Raw genomic sequence first — 13,722 nt, 5'->3', positions numbered from 1 at the left:
CAATGAACATCACCCACCTGGAGGACGACATGACCGAGTACCTGACCCTCGACGACGGAACCATCGCCTACGACCTCGTCGGGGAGGGGCCCCTCGTGGTGCTCGCCCACGGCATGGGTGACAGCAGGCACTCCTACCGCTTCATCGTCCCCGCCCTCGTGGCCGCGGGCTACCGAGTGGCCAACGTCGACCTCCGCGGCTGCGGCGACTCGAGCACCGACTGGACGGGCTACAGCCGCACCGACATCGCCGGCGACCTCGTGGCCCTCGTGCGCCACCTCGGCGGCCCCGCCGTGATCGTGGGCCAGTCCATCAGCGGCGGCGCGGCCACCATCGCCGCAGCATCCGCGCCCGAGCTGGTCGCCGGGCTCGTCGAGCTCGCGCCGTTCACCCGCAAGCAGTCCACCGATCTGGGCGGCCTGCTGCGCAACAAGGCGCACCGCGCCGGCACCGTCGAGCTCGTGAAGGTCATGATGACCGGCAGCCTCAAGGCCTGGCTGGCCTACCTCGAGCTCGCGATGCCCGCCAAGCCGGCCGACTGGAGCAGCGAGCGCGCACGCATCGAGACCTCCCTGAGCCGCCCCGAGCACAAGCGGGTGCTGCACGCCATGACGAAGACCACGCCCGTCGACGCCGGCGCCCAGCTGGCCAACGTGGCCTGCCCCGTGCTCATCGTCGAGGGCAGCGCCGATCCCGACTGGGCCGACCCGCGGGCCGAGGGCGAGCGCATCGTCGCCGATCTCCCCACCGGGCTCGGCGAGCTCGCCGTGATCGACGGCGCAGGCCACTACCCCCACACCGAGACCCCGGATGCGCTCCTGTCGCTGCTCCTGCCGTTCCTCGGCAAGACCCTCGCCCCTGTCGCGCGTGCCGACAATGCCTAGAGCAGGGCTCGACGCGGCCGCCGTCACCGAGGCGGGCGCCGCGCTCGCCGACGAGATCGGCCTCGACCAGCTCAGCATGAGCGTGGTGGCCGGGCGCCTCGGGGTGAAGGCCCCCTCGCTCTACAAGCACGTCGACGGCCTCGCCGGCCTCACGCACCGCATCGCCGTGCTCGGCGCGACCGAGGTGGGAGACGCGGTGCGCGACGCCACCCAGGGCCGGGCGGGAGAAGAAGCGCTCTCCGCCGCGGCGCTCGCTCTGCGCACCTACGTGGGTGAGCACCCCGGGCGGTACGCGGCCACCACCGGCGCGCGCCCCGCCGACGCCGTCGATCCCCTCGCGCCGGCCGTGGAGAGGACCCTCGGCTCGCTCGCGGCCGCCCTGCGCGGCTACCGGCTCGAGGCCGGCGACGAGGTGCACGCCCTGCGCCTGCTGCGCAGCAGCCTGCACGGGTTCAGCACCCTCGAGGCCGCAGAGGGGTTCCAGATGACGACCGACATCGACGAGAGCTTCGCCTGGATGATCGACTTCATCGACAGGGGGCTCCGCACCCTCCGCGAGGGCTGAGCAGCGTCTCCGTCAGAGGCGGCGCTCGTGGCGGATCGGCTTGAGCCGTGAGGGCGCTCCGGTGGCCGGCGGGAACTCGCACGTGAACCAGCCCTCGTACCCGAACAGGAACCCGAGCAGGCGGTTGCGCACCTCGAGCCGCACGTGGAACGCCTGCCGCTCCTCGTCGAAGCGCTCGTGCAGCTCGGCCGTTCCGGAGAACACCATCGGGAAGCGGAAGCCGAACGGCCCCTCGTAGAAGCGCTGCTCGGTCGAGCGCAGCACGAGTCCGCCGCTCTCGTCCACGTCGAGATCGAGATCCACCGCGAGGTGCTGGTGCGTGCCGAGGTAGTCGACCACCACACCCCGACTCTCGTCCAGCACCATCGTCGCGTCGAAGCGCGCCGGCGTGCGGCGCACCCGGTACTCCCGCACGAACGTGACCGTCTCGCGGCCGAAGGGGTCGCGATACGGGTAGTTCTCGATGGTGAACGGCACCTGCGTGCCGGTGTCGGCGACCAGGATGTGCCTCAGCCGCCCGATCAGGAGGAACGGCACCGTCCACCACGGCCCGCGCCGGATGCTCACCATCGTGCCGCGCCCCACGCATGCGTACCCCGCCTCGAGCGAGACCCCGAAGCGGCGCTGCAGCATCGGGTGCAGCCGGGCGAAGCGCTCCTCGCCCAGGGCGGTGCGGAACATCGAGCGGGTCATGGCAGCTCCTGAAGTGTCGTCGGGGCGTCCGCCATCGCGCCCCCGCGCGGCGGGCGGGTGATGCAGCGGCTCGCGCGCGGCCGATCCGCTCTCCACCAGGCGAGCACCTCGAGCAGGGAGCGCGGTCCCCGCTGCGGCGGCGTGCCCGTCTCGGCCCAGAGGCGCAGGCGATCGAAGCTCCACGCCGTCATCCAGCGCACGATCGGGCGCACGACGACGTCGAGCGGCCGGCCGAAGCCCGGCTCGTAGTCGTAGCCGGTGATGAACCGCACGCCGTCGGGAGTCGGGACGTAGCGCCAGTAGCCCCGGCCGCTGCGCAGCGGCGAGAGGCGATCGTCGGTGGCGAACGAGAGCGCCGAGGTCCTCGTGCCGTCGGGCCGCATCCGCTCGCCCAGGGAGACGCCGGTGCCGGCGATGCGGTGGAACGGCAGGGCCCGCTCGTAGCGGAAGCGCGTGCGGCCGCGATCGTCGGTGTCGAGCGGCACGATCGCGCTGAAGCGCGCATCCCACCGCGGATGCAGCGCCGGATCCTGGGTGAATCGCCAGACGGTCTCGAGATCGGCGCGGATGAGCGTCTCGATGTAGAGCGCAGGCGGTCGCGACCTCACGGGGTTCCCTCGCGCAGGGAGCGGATCATGCTGCGGAGCGATGTGAACGCGGCGGACTGCTCCTCCGGCGTCAGGGAGCTCAGCATGGTGACCTCGACGGATCGCACGGCGGCGGTGGCCTTCTCGAGGCTCTCGCGGCCGAGGGGTGTGAGCTGCGTCGGGAGCACCTTGCCCACCCGCGCCTCCGCGGGCCTCGTGACGTAGCCGTCGCGCTCCAGGGTCTGCAGCAGCACGTTCATCGACTGCCGCGTCACGAAGGCACCTCGCGCGAGTTCGGAGTTCGAGAGACCGGGGCGCTGGGCGAGGAGCTCGAGGCACGAGTAGTGCGTGATGGTCATGCCGAGCGGCCGCAGCACCGCCTCCATCGACGCGCGGAGGGCGCTCGACGCCTCCTTCAGCAGGTAGCCGAGCGAGGTCGTGAGGTCGATGCCGTCTTGACTCATGTCAGTATTCTGACATATGGTTCGGGCGCACCTTCACGTTCGCCGACCCCGCTGGGTACCACATCACCCTTCACGACCGCGCCTGAGCCGCGAGCTCTACCCGGGTTCTGGTGGGGCCTCCCTGCGGGGGTGGGAGCGGCGTAGCGTCGAGGGCATGACTGTTGCGAATCTGACTCTGAACAACGGCGTCGAGCTGCCCGCTGTGGGCTTCGGCGTCTTCCAGTCCGCCCCCGAGGAGACCACGGATGCCGTGGCGGAGGCCCTGCGCGTGGGCTACCGCCACATCGACACCGCCGCCGCCTATGGCAACGAACGCGAGGTGGGGCAGGCGATCGCCGCCTCGGGCATCCCGCGCGAGGAGGTGTTCATCGAGACGAAGGTGTGGATCAACGACTTCGGCTACGACGAGACGCTGCACGCCTTCGAGAAGTCAACCGGCAAGCTCGGGGTCGAGCAGCTCGACCTGCTCATCCTGCACCAGGCCCTCCCGAGCGCCTTCGACCGCACCCTCGAGGCCTACCGGGCGCTCGAGGAGCTCTACGCCGCCGGCAAGGTGCGCTCGATCGGCGTGAGCAACTTCATGCCCGAGCACCTCACGACGCTGCTGGAATCGGCGACCGTCGTGCCCGCCGTGAACCAGATCGAGGTGCACCCGTACTTCCAGCAGAAGGAGCTGCTCGCGTTCGACACCGAGCACGGCATCCTCAACCAGGCCTGGTCGCCCATCGGCGGCATCACCTTCTACCGTGACAGCGGTCACACGAGCACCCTCGAGGATGCCGTCATCACGGAGATCGCGACGGCCCACGGCAAGTCGCCGGCGCAGGTCATGCTGCGCTGGGGCATCCAGCACGGCCGCTCCGTCATCCCCAAGTCGGTCAAGCCCGCCCGGATCGCCGAGAACTTCGACGTGTTCGACTTCGAGCTCACCGCCGAGGAGATGGCGCGGATCGACGCCCTCGACACCGGGGTGCGCGGCGGGCCCACGCCCGAGCAGGTGACCCTCGAGACCTTCAGCCGTGAGATCCCCGAGGCGTGAAGCGGGCGTGAACCCGCGGCGGCCTGCCGCTAGACGAGCGAGAAGAGCGTCATGCTCATGACCGACAGCGCCACGGTGCCGACCACGGCCACGAGGTAGGGCAGAGGCACCGCGGCAGGGCGATGGTGCTGGGCGGTCTCGCCCAGCACCGCGTCTGCCAGGGCGGCCTTCGCCGCGGGCAGCGAGCTCGCGCTCGTGATCTCGCGACCGTCGAGACCAAGGGCCACGAAGTGACCGTGCTCGAACTCCACCGCGCCCACCGCATCGCCCTCCACGAGCGCGACCCAGAGCCTCGGCTCCTGTTCGCACCACTCGACGGAAGTAGCCGACGGCGGCGCGGGTGGCGAGGCGCGAAGCTCAGCCGACAGCGAGACGGACAGCGGAGGGGCGGGATGACTGCTCACAACGGACTCGATCCGCTCGTGTGGTGCGGCGACCGGGTCCAGGGCTGCTTGCGCTCACCGTAGATCATCCGGCGCGGAAAGGAAAGGGTCTACACCAGGGCCCCTTCCCCTGGATATGGTCAGGGAAATTCACGCAGTCCCGGACCCCGGCTGCCCACGCCGATGACGCTCACGCGTCGGATCCCGAGGCCACCATCACGTCGGAACGCACCGCTTCGCCCCCCGACTACGGCGCGCCCTTCGTCGAGGCTCTCGACGTGGAGCGTGCCGCCGTGTCGACACTGGGTGTTCCGTTCGACATCGAGACCGTCAGTGCGAGCGACGACGTGGCCGCCCGCATCAGCGAACTGCAGATCGACGCGGGCGAGGGACCGTGCTGGGACGCCCACCGCACCAGGGCGCCCGTGCTCATCCCCGACCTCGGCGACGTCGCCCCCGCGAGGTGGCCGGTCTTCACCCACACCATCGCCGACCTCGACGTGCACGCCATCTACTCGTTCCCTCTCGCGATCGGTAATCTGCAGATCGGTGTGGTCGATCTCTACGCGGAGGGGACGGACACGCTCACGCCCGACGCCGTGGCCGATGCCGGCGCGCTGGCCGATCAGGTGGCGGCCGACGTGCTGAGGCACGCACTCGCGCGCCGGGGCGACGACTCCTCCGCCGACGGCCCCTTCTCCCGCCGCGAGGTGCACCAGGCCACGGGCATGGTGCTCGCCCAGCTGCACCTCGCCCCCGCCGACGCGCTCCTGCTCATCCGCGCCCACGCCTACGCCTCCGGACGCTCTGTGCGCGAGACAGCCGCCGACATCACGGCACGTCGCCTCACCCTGCGACCGTGAGCCGCCCTGATGAGACCCGACCTGATGACACCCGACCCGACCCCACCAGACCCGAAAGGCAGGAGAGACGGATGACGGCCCCGACCCGCGAATCCCAGCTCGCCACCACGTTCGTCGACCTCGCCGACACCCTCGTGGCCGACTACGACGTCGTCGACGTGCTGCAGACCCTCGTCGAGCAGACCACCCACATCCTCGAGGCGGCGGATGCCGGCATCCTGCTGCCCGACGCATCCGGTGAGCTCGAGGTGGTCGCCTCCACGAGCGAGCGCAGCCACCTCATCAGCCTGCTGCAGCTGCGAGCCGACGAGGGGCCGTGCGTCGACGCCTACTCGACCGGCACCATCGTGGTCGTCGACGACATCGCGTCGACCCACGACCGCTGGCCCTCGTTCGCCGCCGGGGCGGCCGCGGTGGGATACCAGTCGATGTACGCCATCCCGATGCGCCTGCGCGAGGAGACGATCGGCTCACTCAACCTCTTCAGCGAGCGCGTGGGGCCGATGCGGGAGACCGACACCGTGATCGCCAGGGCGCTCGCCGACGTCGCGACCATCGGCATCCTGCAGCAGCGCGCCATCACCGAATCCGACATCGCCCAGAAGCAGCTGCAGCGGGCGCTCGACAGTCGCATCCTCATCGAGCAGGCGAAGGGCGTGCTCTCACAGACCGAGGACATCCAGATGGACGAGGCGTTCACCCTGCTGCGGGACAGGGCGCGGACGGGTGGTCGGCGGCTCTCCGACGTCGCCCAGGAGGTCATCACGGCTGCGGGGCGACGCTCGCGCTAGAGCGGGCTCGGGATGCCGCCGCCTCTCACAGGATCGCGCGGATTTCAACCCCCAAAGCATGATCGTGACAGGAGCATTCGCATCCCGTAGCGTCGTCGGCAGAACTACTTGCGGCCTCCACGGGGGCTACTGCGGTAGAGGTCTCAGGTCCCAGCCCCGACTTGTCCTCTCAGAGGAGAAAAGGTGGTCATGATGGGGTACCTGCATATCGGGACGAGCGGCTGGGCGGTGCAGCTGGATGATCGGACTCTCGCGCATCTGAAGATCGTCATCCTCAGCTGTCTGCGCAAAGGCCAGGGGATCTCGTTCACCTGCACCCGCGCGGCGGAGCAGGGGAGCGGCCGGGAGACCTTCTGGATCACTCCCAGCACCGACCTCCGGTTCCAGTTCTTCGGCAACCGCGCCCCGCATCTCAACCGGGGCTGGCTGCAGCTGATGGCGGATTCCTGCTCCGCGGGCACCGGTCTCTACGTGATGGACGAACCGGCCGAGCAGCGCGTCAGCGCCGGGTGAACCGCCACAGGGTCATCATCGATGTCGAGTTCTCCGTCGATGAGGACCAGTTCAAGGCCCACCAGCTCACGGGGCACGCCACCGGGGTGTCGGATGTCACGGATCCCGGGCTGCGCGACGCGATCACCCAGCTCATCATCCAGGCGGACTGGGCCGATCAGGGCCTCGAGCCGCTCCGCAGCCTCGTGACCACCTGCACGGTCGGCCCGCCCTTCGGCGCCGTGGACGAGCCCGGGTCGTCGATGAGGAATCCTGCTGCCCCCACCTGACGGGGGCCCGCCGGACCCGCCGGACTCGCCGGCCCGGGCTTCAGGGGACGAACACGATCCGGTCTGCGCTGGTGGGCGGGGCCGCCCAGGTCTCGGCCACTGCGTGGAGCGGAACGGCACGCGCCGTGACGTCGACTCCCGAGGAGACGAACTCGGCGAGCGCGGGGAGTTCCGCGATGATGTCGCGCGTGCTCACCGACCCCTGGCCACTGCCCACGAGCTGCAGCGACGAGGACCGGAGAGCTGAGGAGGGGATCGGCGCCTCCTGGCCGGCGATCGAACCGATCTGCACCCAGGTGAGCGGCAGGGAACGGTCCGAGCGTGCGCGGACCAGATCCGTCATGGCGGAGCCTGCGGGGGGACCCCAGACGTAGTCGAGCACGACGTCGGCGGCAGCCGCCGTGGCGACCTCGTCGAACAGGAGCACGTCGTCGGCACCGAGGGAGGTGAGCGCGGCGAAGCGCGAAGCGTCCCGGGCGACGGCGCTCACGCGCGCCGCGCCGAGGTGCCTCGCTATGCCGATGGCGAGTCGACCGGCGTTCCCGGCGGCACCGAGGATCAGCACGTGAGCGCGGTCGGGCATGACGATGCGCCGGCGCAGGGCGATCCACGACGACATCGCCGGGTTCATCGCGGCCGCCAGGGTCACGGGGTCGAGGCCGTCGGGGAGCACCACGCTCGCCCGGCGGTCGATCACGGCACGTTCGGCCATGGCGCCTTCCTCGACTACGAAGTAGCGCAGCGCACCGTCGCCGTCGCGGCCGATGCCGTCGACGCCGGGTACGAGAGGGAGAACACCCGTTGCCGTGTAGTGGGCACCGTCGGCCTGGGAGCGCACACGGGGATGCAGCGCCGAGGCGAGCACCTCGACGACGATCTGGTCGTCTCGCTCGATCGCGGGTTCGGGAACGGTCAGGTAGCGGGGCGACTCATCGAAACGGGTGACGACTGCGGCGTGCATGGGACTCCTCGGGTGGGTATAGTTGGTGATACGAACAATCTAATTCGTACTACGAACCATGTCAAGGGCGGACGATGACCGACGAGGATGACGACGAGCAGCTGCGGCTCGTGGATGCATTGGCACAGACGGCGTTCGCGATCACGAGCGTTCTGAACCGCATCGCGGCCGACAACGACCTGTCGATCACGCAGCTTCGGCTGCTCGGCGTGCTGCGCGGGCGGCGCCCGCAGATGAGCCCGCTGGCCACCCATCTCGGGCTGGAGAAGTCGACTCTCTCCGGGCTCGTCGAGCGAGCCGAGCGCCGAGGACTCGTGCAGCGCGGCCGCAGTGCCACGGACGGGCGCGCGGTCGAGGTGTTCCTGTCGGCGGAGGGCGAGGCCCTGGCGGCTCGCGTGCAGGGCGAGGTGCGGGCAGCGGTGCTCCCCGACACGCTCGCGCTCACGGCCGGGCAGCGCCGCACCCTGCGTCAGCTCCTCGAGCAGTCGCTCGGCACTGCGCCCCTCTAACCGCCCGACGGGGCGCCGCCAACGGCCCCACCGTCGGCGCCCGCGCCTCCGCCTGCCATGCCGGAGGCGGGCTGCTGGGTGACGCTGTTCGCGTAGTCGTCGGTGGGGTCGCGGTAGATGGTGTGCACGTGGCCCCATCCCGAGGTGCTCACGCCGGAGACGTCGGCGCCCGCTGAGCCCTGCTGTGCCTGGAAGGAGACGTAGACGTTGGGGCCCGAGATCGAGAAGCTGATCCCGTCGCCGGTGCTCATGTCGTAGGTGGTCTCGCCCGACCAGGCGATCACGGTGTCGTCGAGGGTGGCCTCGATCTCGGCCCTGGCCGTGGCCGCGGACTCCTCGTCGGCCATGCCCGACCAGTTCGCGATGAGGTCGAGCAGCAGCTGCTTCTGCTCATCGGTGAGGTCGGCCCCGGTGAGACCGTCGCCCGTGGCGAAGTCGCAGGTGTCGCCGGGCGCGCACGTGCTCACGTCACCCGAGGTGAGGGTGGCCTGCTGCTCGGCGGTGAGGCTGTCGAAGAAGGCGAACGCATCGGTGTAGATGCCGTCGAACGGCTGCACCTCGGTGCCGTCGGCGGCGGTGTAGACGGCCGGCTGCACGCCGAGGTGGGTCGGAGCGAAGGTGATCGCCTCCGTCGACCCGTCGAGGGTGGCGTTGATGCCGAGGTGGTGGCCGCCGAACTGCACCTCGAAGGCGCTCGTGTCGGAGGGATCGCCGAAGAAGGCGATGTAGTACTGGCCGAGGGATGCCTCGGTGCTCGAGCTGTTCTCGAGCAGGTACTCGTCGCCGCCCATGATGCCCGCCACGGTGGCGTAGGCGTCGTCGCTGAGGAGCGATTCGAGCACGGCCAGGGCTGCGGTCTTCTGCTCGTCGGTGAGGTCGGTCAGGTTGAGGCCGGCGCGCTCCACGAAGGTCACGGGGAAGTTCGACCAGGAGGTGGTCTTGGTCTCGTCGTCGTAGTCGTAGAGCACCGCCTCGCGCTGCTCGTCCGAGAGGGTGGCGAGGAACGCCTCGGCGGCGGCCGCGGTGTCGGTGATGGTCTGGGCGGTGGTCGTGGCGTCGGTGCTCGATGTCGTGGTGGTCGAGCTGTCGGAGGTCGTCGCCGCACTCGAGGAGGAGGTCGAGGCGGTGCCGGTGCCGGTGCCGGTGGCGCCCGAGGTGCCTGCCGCGCATCCGGCCAGGGCCAGCCCGCTCACGAGGAACACCGAGGTGATCCAGGTCGCGCGCCTGCGGACTTCGCGGCGGGGAGAAAGGGGCGGGGAGCTGTCTGTCTTCGTCATGACCTCGACGCTAGGAAGCCCATCTATACGCGCCCTATGCCGATCCGATGTGCTTCCTATGAGCCTCCACTACCCCGCGCGCAGCGAAACCCCGACGCGCGGGCTCGGGTCGGCGTGCGGGTCAGGGGGTGACGAGGCCGAGCTCGTAGGCGCGGATGACCGCCTGCACCCGGTTGCGGAGCTCGAGCTTGGCGAGCACCCGGCCCACGTGAGCCTTGACGGTCGACTCGCTCAGGTGGAGGGCCGCGGCGATCTCGCCGTTCGTCTCCCCTCGACCGATCAGCACGAAGATCTCCCGCTCCCGCGGCGAGAGCTCGGAGAGCGCATCCTCGACGTCTGCCTGCTGCCGCTCCACGAGGTGCGGGGCGGCGATCTCGATGAGCTTCGCCGTGATGCGCGGAGAGACCACCGCGTCACCGGAGCCGACGGCGCGGATGGCCGCCACGAGCTCCTCGGGGCGCGTGTTCTTGAGCAGGAAGCCCGCCGCCCCCGCGTCGAGAGCCGCGAAGGCCACCTCGTCGAGGTCGTAGGTGGTGAGCACGAGCACGCGCGCATCGGGCACGAGGCCCGCGATGCGCCTGGTCGCCTCGATGCCGCCGATGCCGGGCATGCGCACATCCATGAGCACGACATCGGGTCGGAGCCTCTCGGCGGCCCCGATCGCCTGCGCTCCGTCGGCCGCCTCGCCCACGACGAGGAGACCGGGGGCGGCCTCGAGCACCAGGCGGAGGCCGTAGCGCACGAGCTCCTGGTCGTCGACGAGGAGCACCCGGATGCTGTCGCTCATCGTCGCTCCTCCTCCCACGGCAGGCGTGCGGAGACCCGCCATCCGCCACCGCCCTGCGGGCCGACCTCCACTGCGCTGCCCTCGACCGGGCCGACCTCCACCGGGCCGACCTCGACCGTGCCGCCGAAGAGGGCCACCCGCTCGTTCATTCCGAGGATGCCACGGCCGGCATCCCGAGGCGAACCCGGGGTCGCGGAGTGGTCCCGCACGAGGATGGTCACGTCGCCGTCGATCCACGCCACGGTGACCTCCACGTCGCGCACACCCCGAGCGTGACGGAGCACGTTGGTGAGCGACTCCTGCACGATGCGGTAGACCGTGAGGCCGATCGCCGGGTCGGTGGAGGGCGGGCCGCTCACGGTGAACCGGATCGGGAGACCGGCCCGGCTGAACTCCTCGACGAGCGCGGGCAGTCGCGTGGCGTCGGGCTGCGGCGATTGGAACGGATGCGCGGGGGGACTCCCTGCGGTCGGACTCTCTGCGGTCGGGTTCGCCGGGGTCGGGTTCTCGCCGGCGGGGTCGTCTCCCCGCACCGATCCGAGCAGCCGACGCACCTCGCCGAGGGTGCGCCTGCCCGTCTCCGCCACGCGGCCGATCGCGATCTTCGCCTCGTCGGGCCGCTCCTCCGCCGCCGCGTGGGCGCCATCCGCCATCGCGATCATGACCGACAGGCTGTGCGCGATCACGTCGTGCATCTCGCGCGCGATGCGCTCGCGCTCGCGCGCGCTCGCGATCTCGGCCTGCTGGTCCCGTTCGCGAGCGAGCTGCTCCGCCCGCTCCTCGAGCGCGGCCACGCGGCGCCGACGCCCACCCGCTGTCGTGCCGAGCAGAGAGGCGAGGAGCAGGAGCACGACGACCGCGGCGAAGCTGAGCGCCCAGTCGACCGCCGCATCCCGAGGCGTGACGGGCGGCGACCCCCAGAGCGACGGGCCGGATGCCAGGCGGGTGGTGAAGACCCAGGCGCCCAGGGCTCCGCTCGCGATCGCGACACCGGTGCACACCCACGCGACGTGCGCGGGGCGACGGAGGCCCACCCCGTACAGCGTGATGAGCACGAGCAGGCACTCCGCCCCCGTGCCGACCGCGAGCGAGAGCACGGCCACCACGATCGCGCCGGCGAGGGCGGGCAGCGGCCACCGCACCCGGAGGGCGAGCAGCGCGAGACCCGCCACGCCGAGGAGCGTCGGCGCCCACCAGGGGGTGCCGAACCGGGGCTCGAGCGAGACCAGGGCCAGGCACACCACGACGAGGCCGTAGCCCGCGAACACCACGGCATCCGCGATCCACGGCCGTCGCCGCACGAGCGCTGCGACTCCGCTCACGCATCCCTCCTGCGCAGCACGGAGGCCCCTGCCGCGAGGGCCACGAGCGCCCACGCGACGGCGGTGATCCAGCCGCCGGCCGGGCTGAGGTACTGCTCCGTCGCATCCGCGAAGCCCAGCGCGGGGTCGCCGAGGCGCACCATGGAGTCGCCCGCGTGCGACAGGAGGTACAGCCGGATGGTGCGCACGACCTCGGAGGTGGGGAGCACCGACGTGAGGATGGGGGCGAGCAGGGTCGAGCAGATCACCACGACAGACCCTCCCGCCGCCGAGCGCAGCAGGGTGCCGATACCCAGCCCGAACACGGAGCACAGCCCAACATAGACGGCTCCACCCACGAGGGCGAACGCGAACCCGGGAGCATCCAGCCCCACCTGGATGCCGAGCTCGGCGTACACCGGATACGTCACGGCCCACGATCCGAGGAGCGTGACGAGAGCCGTGAGCACCATGAGCGGGAACAGCACGAGCGCTTTCGCGGCGAGGGCGAGCGGCCGCCGGGGCACCGCGGCGAGGGTGGGCTGGATGGTGCCGGAGGAGTACTCCGAGGTGATCGTGAGAACACCGAGCACTCCCGCGATGATCTGGCTGAAGATGAGGGTGCCGAGGGTGACCGCGTCGAGCAGGAAGGGCGTCGACGGCGCATCCGGGATGCCGCCCTGCTCGGCGGTGAGTGCGTAGAGCAGGCTCACCCCGAGGCCGAGGCCGATCATCGCGGCGATGAGAAGGACGGTCGAGCGCAGGCTCGTGAGCTTGATAAGTTCCGCATGCAGGATGTGGGCGAAGCGCTGACGCTCGGGGGCCTGCACGAAGGTCGTGCGCGGCTGGGCGGGGGCGCTCATCGACGGGCTCCGGCCCTCGAGCTGTACTCCACGTCGCCCGCGGTCAGGGCGAGGTACGCGTCTTCGAGGCTGCCGGTGAGCGGCACCACCTCGTGCAGCACGGCACCGGCCGCGGCGGCGGCGGTCGCGACCTGCTGCGCGGTGAGCCCCTCGATCTCGACCGCGCCATCCGGCTGCGTGACGACCGTCACCCCGGAGGCGGCGAGTGCTGAGGCGAGCCGTGCGACATCGGGTGTGCGCACCCGCACCACGGACCGCGTGGCGCCCGCGATGACCTCGTGCAGGGGGCCGTCGGCCAGGATGCGCCCGCGGCCGATCACGATGAGGTGGTCGGCGGTCTGCGCCATCTCGGTCATGAGGTGCGAGGAGAGCAGCACCGTGCGCCCCTCCGCGGCGAGGCGACGCAGCAGGGTGCGCACCCACAGCACCCCCTCGGGGTCGAGCCCGTTGACCGGTTCGTCGAGGATGACGGTGGCCGGGTCTCCGAGGAGGGCCGCAGCGATGCCCAGCCGCTGGCCCATGCCGAGCGAGAAGCCGCCCACGCGCTTGCCCGCCACGGAGTCGAGGCCGGCCATGCCGATCACCTCGCGCACCCGGCTCGCGCCTATGCCGTGCGTGGCGGCGATCCACTGCAGGTGCTTGTGGGCCGTGCGGCCCCGGTGCGCGGCCTTCGCATCGAGCAGAGTGCCGACCTCGCGGAGGGGCGCGGGGTGCTCGGCGTAGGGTCGGCCGTTCACCGTGACGGCGCCGCCGGTGGGCCTGTCGAGACCCACGATCATCCTCATCGTCGTGGACTTGCCTGCGCCGTTCGGTCCGAGGAATCCGGTGACCCTGCCCGGTTCGACGGTGAAGTCGATGGCGTCGACGGCGACCTTCTTCGTGTAGCGCTTGGTGAGCGCGTCTGCTCTGATCATGTGCAGCCTCCCTGTCTCTGCCGAGCACGCTACGGGCGGCTGCGAGGGGAGCGCATCGG

18 protein-coding genes are annotated in these 13,722 nt (G+C 71.0%); 8 read left to right on the top strand and 10 right to left on the bottom strand.

Annotated features, from left to right (window positions below; genetic code table 11):
* Nucleotides 1-2: 2 nt before the first annotated feature.
* Both ACEXQC_RS10590 and ACEXQC_RS10585 read left to right on the top strand, forming a co-directional pair.
* Entirely contained in the window at nucleotides 3-884 is an 882-nt protein-coding gene (locus tag ACEXQC_RS10590) for an alpha/beta fold hydrolase (protein WP_374821483.1), read from the top strand.
* A complete protein-coding gene (locus tag ACEXQC_RS10585) occupies nucleotides 877-1,449 on the top strand; it encodes a TetR/AcrR family transcriptional regulator (protein WP_374821480.1) in 573 nt (190 codons plus the stop codon). The genes ACEXQC_RS10590 and ACEXQC_RS10585 overlap by 8 nt, the downstream gene beginning before the upstream one ends.
* 12 nt (nucleotides 1,450-1,461) lie before the next feature.
* On the opposite strand, the gene ACEXQC_RS10580 is transcribed toward ACEXQC_RS10585, so the two are convergent.
* Genes ACEXQC_RS10580 through ACEXQC_RS10570 form a run of 3 tightly spaced genes read right to left on the bottom strand, consistent with a single transcriptional unit; the run spans nucleotide 1,462 to nucleotide 3,193 of the window.
* Complete coding sequence (locus ACEXQC_RS10580) at nucleotides 1,462-2,142, bottom strand: DUF4166 domain-containing protein (protein WP_374821477.1); 681 nt, start codon at nucleotides 2,140-2,142, stop codon at nucleotides 1,462-1,464.
* Nucleotides 2,139-2,750 carry an SRPBCC family protein gene (locus ACEXQC_RS10575; protein WP_374821474.1) on the bottom strand — a complete coding sequence of 204 codons (612 nt, stop codon included), beginning with the start codon at nucleotides 2,748-2,750 and terminating at the stop codon, nucleotides 2,139-2,141. The genes ACEXQC_RS10580 and ACEXQC_RS10575 overlap by 4 nt, the downstream gene beginning before the upstream one ends.
* The gene (locus ACEXQC_RS10570) at nucleotides 2,747-3,193 is read right to left on the bottom strand and encodes a MarR family winged helix-turn-helix transcriptional regulator (protein ID WP_374821472.1); all 447 of its coding nucleotides are present in this window, start codon (nucleotides 3,191-3,193) and stop codon (nucleotides 2,747-2,749) included. The genes ACEXQC_RS10575 and ACEXQC_RS10570 overlap by 4 nt, the downstream gene beginning before the upstream one ends.
* 154 nt (nucleotides 3,194-3,347) lie before the next feature.
* Between ACEXQC_RS10570 and ACEXQC_RS10565 the strand changes: the two genes are divergently transcribed.
* The gene (locus tag ACEXQC_RS10565) at nucleotides 3,348-4,232 is read left to right on the top strand and encodes an aldo/keto reductase (protein WP_374821469.1); all 885 of its coding nucleotides are present in this window, start codon (nucleotides 3,348-3,350) and stop codon (nucleotides 4,230-4,232) included.
* Between the two features lie 29 nt (nucleotides 4,233-4,261).
* Here the strand turns inward: ACEXQC_RS10565 and ACEXQC_RS10560 are convergent, their stop codons facing one another.
* Nucleotides 4,262-4,636, bottom strand: coding sequence for a hypothetical protein (locus tag ACEXQC_RS10560; RefSeq protein ID WP_374821466.1), 375 nt, complete (start codon nucleotides 4,634-4,636; stop codon nucleotides 4,262-4,264).
* Between the two features lie 272 nt (nucleotides 4,637-4,908).
* Here ACEXQC_RS10560 and ACEXQC_RS10555 point away from each other — a divergent pair, with 272 nt between their 5' ends.
* The 4 genes from ACEXQC_RS10555 (at nucleotide 4,909) to ACEXQC_RS10540 (ending at nucleotide 7,051) form a co-directional block, all read left to right on the top strand.
* On the top strand, nucleotides 4,909-5,478 hold the full coding sequence (locus ACEXQC_RS10555; RefSeq protein WP_374821463.1) for a GAF and ANTAR domain-containing protein: 570 nt from the start codon (nucleotides 4,909-4,911) through the stop codon (nucleotides 5,476-5,478).
* A gap of 71 nt (nucleotides 5,479-5,549) precedes the next feature.
* Nucleotides 5,550-6,269: an ANTAR domain-containing protein gene (locus ACEXQC_RS10550; RefSeq protein ID WP_374821460.1), complete on the top strand. Its 720-nt coding sequence runs from the start codon at nucleotides 5,550-5,552 to the stop codon at nucleotides 6,267-6,269.
* 189 nt (nucleotides 6,270-6,458) lie between these two features.
* Entirely contained in the window at nucleotides 6,459-6,782 is a 324-nt protein-coding gene (locus ACEXQC_RS10545) for a DUF7882 family protein (RefSeq protein WP_374821457.1), read from the top strand.
* The gene (locus tag ACEXQC_RS10540; RefSeq protein WP_374821455.1) at nucleotides 6,779-7,051 is read left to right on the top strand and encodes a hypothetical protein; all 273 of its coding nucleotides are present in this window, start codon (nucleotides 6,779-6,781) and stop codon (nucleotides 7,049-7,051) included. The genes ACEXQC_RS10545 and ACEXQC_RS10540 overlap by 4 nt, the downstream gene beginning before the upstream one ends.
* 40 nt (nucleotides 7,052-7,091) lie before the next feature.
* Here ACEXQC_RS10540 and ACEXQC_RS10535 read toward each other — a convergent pair whose 3' ends face one another.
* A complete protein-coding gene (locus ACEXQC_RS10535) occupies nucleotides 7,092-8,012 on the bottom strand; it encodes a zinc-binding alcohol dehydrogenase family protein (protein ID WP_374821452.1) in 921 nt (306 codons plus the stop codon).
* A gap of 74 nt (nucleotides 8,013-8,086) precedes the next feature.
* Here ACEXQC_RS10535 and ACEXQC_RS10530 point away from each other — a divergent pair, with 74 nt between their 5' ends.
* Nucleotides 8,087-8,521, top strand: a complete 435-nt coding sequence (locus ACEXQC_RS10530) for a MarR family winged helix-turn-helix transcriptional regulator (RefSeq protein WP_374821450.1) — start codon at nucleotides 8,087-8,089, stop codon at nucleotides 8,519-8,521.
* Here ACEXQC_RS10530 and ACEXQC_RS10525 read toward each other — a convergent pair.
* The 5 genes from ACEXQC_RS10525 to ACEXQC_RS10505 form a co-directional block, all read right to left on the bottom strand.
* On the bottom strand, nucleotides 8,518-9,798 hold the full coding sequence (locus ACEXQC_RS10525; protein WP_374821447.1) for a DUF3500 domain-containing protein: 1,281 nt from the start codon (nucleotides 9,796-9,798) through the stop codon (nucleotides 8,518-8,520). The two genes, ACEXQC_RS10530 and ACEXQC_RS10525, sit on opposite strands and share 4 nt — an antisense overlap.
* Nucleotides 9,799-9,919: 121 nt before the next feature.
* Complete coding sequence (locus ACEXQC_RS10520) at nucleotides 9,920-10,585, bottom strand: response regulator (RefSeq protein WP_374821444.1); 666 nt, start codon at nucleotides 10,583-10,585, stop codon at nucleotides 9,920-9,922.
* A complete protein-coding gene (locus ACEXQC_RS10515; protein WP_374821441.1) occupies nucleotides 10,582-11,907 on the bottom strand; it encodes a sensor histidine kinase in 1,326 nt (441 codons plus the stop codon). Before ACEXQC_RS10515 ends, ACEXQC_RS10520 begins: the two co-directional genes overlap by 4 nt.
* Entirely contained in the window at nucleotides 11,904-12,749 is an 846-nt protein-coding gene (locus tag ACEXQC_RS10510) for an ABC transporter permease (protein WP_374821438.1), read from the bottom strand. The genes ACEXQC_RS10515 and ACEXQC_RS10510 overlap by 4 nt, the downstream gene beginning before the upstream one ends.
* Entirely contained in the window at nucleotides 12,746-13,663 is a 918-nt protein-coding gene (locus ACEXQC_RS10505; protein WP_374821436.1) for an ABC transporter ATP-binding protein, read from the bottom strand. The genes ACEXQC_RS10510 and ACEXQC_RS10505 overlap by 4 nt, the downstream gene beginning before the upstream one ends.
* Nucleotides 13,664-13,722 lie beyond the last annotated feature (59 nt).

Source organism: Herbiconiux liukaitaii (assembly GCF_041927495.1).
Taxonomy (GTDB): Bacteria; Actinomycetota; Actinomycetes; order Actinomycetales; family Microbacteriaceae; genus Herbiconiux; species Herbiconiux liukaitaii.
The sequence above is the reverse complement of the archived record's forward strand: the minus strand, read 5'-3'. Positions and strand labels throughout refer to the sequence as shown.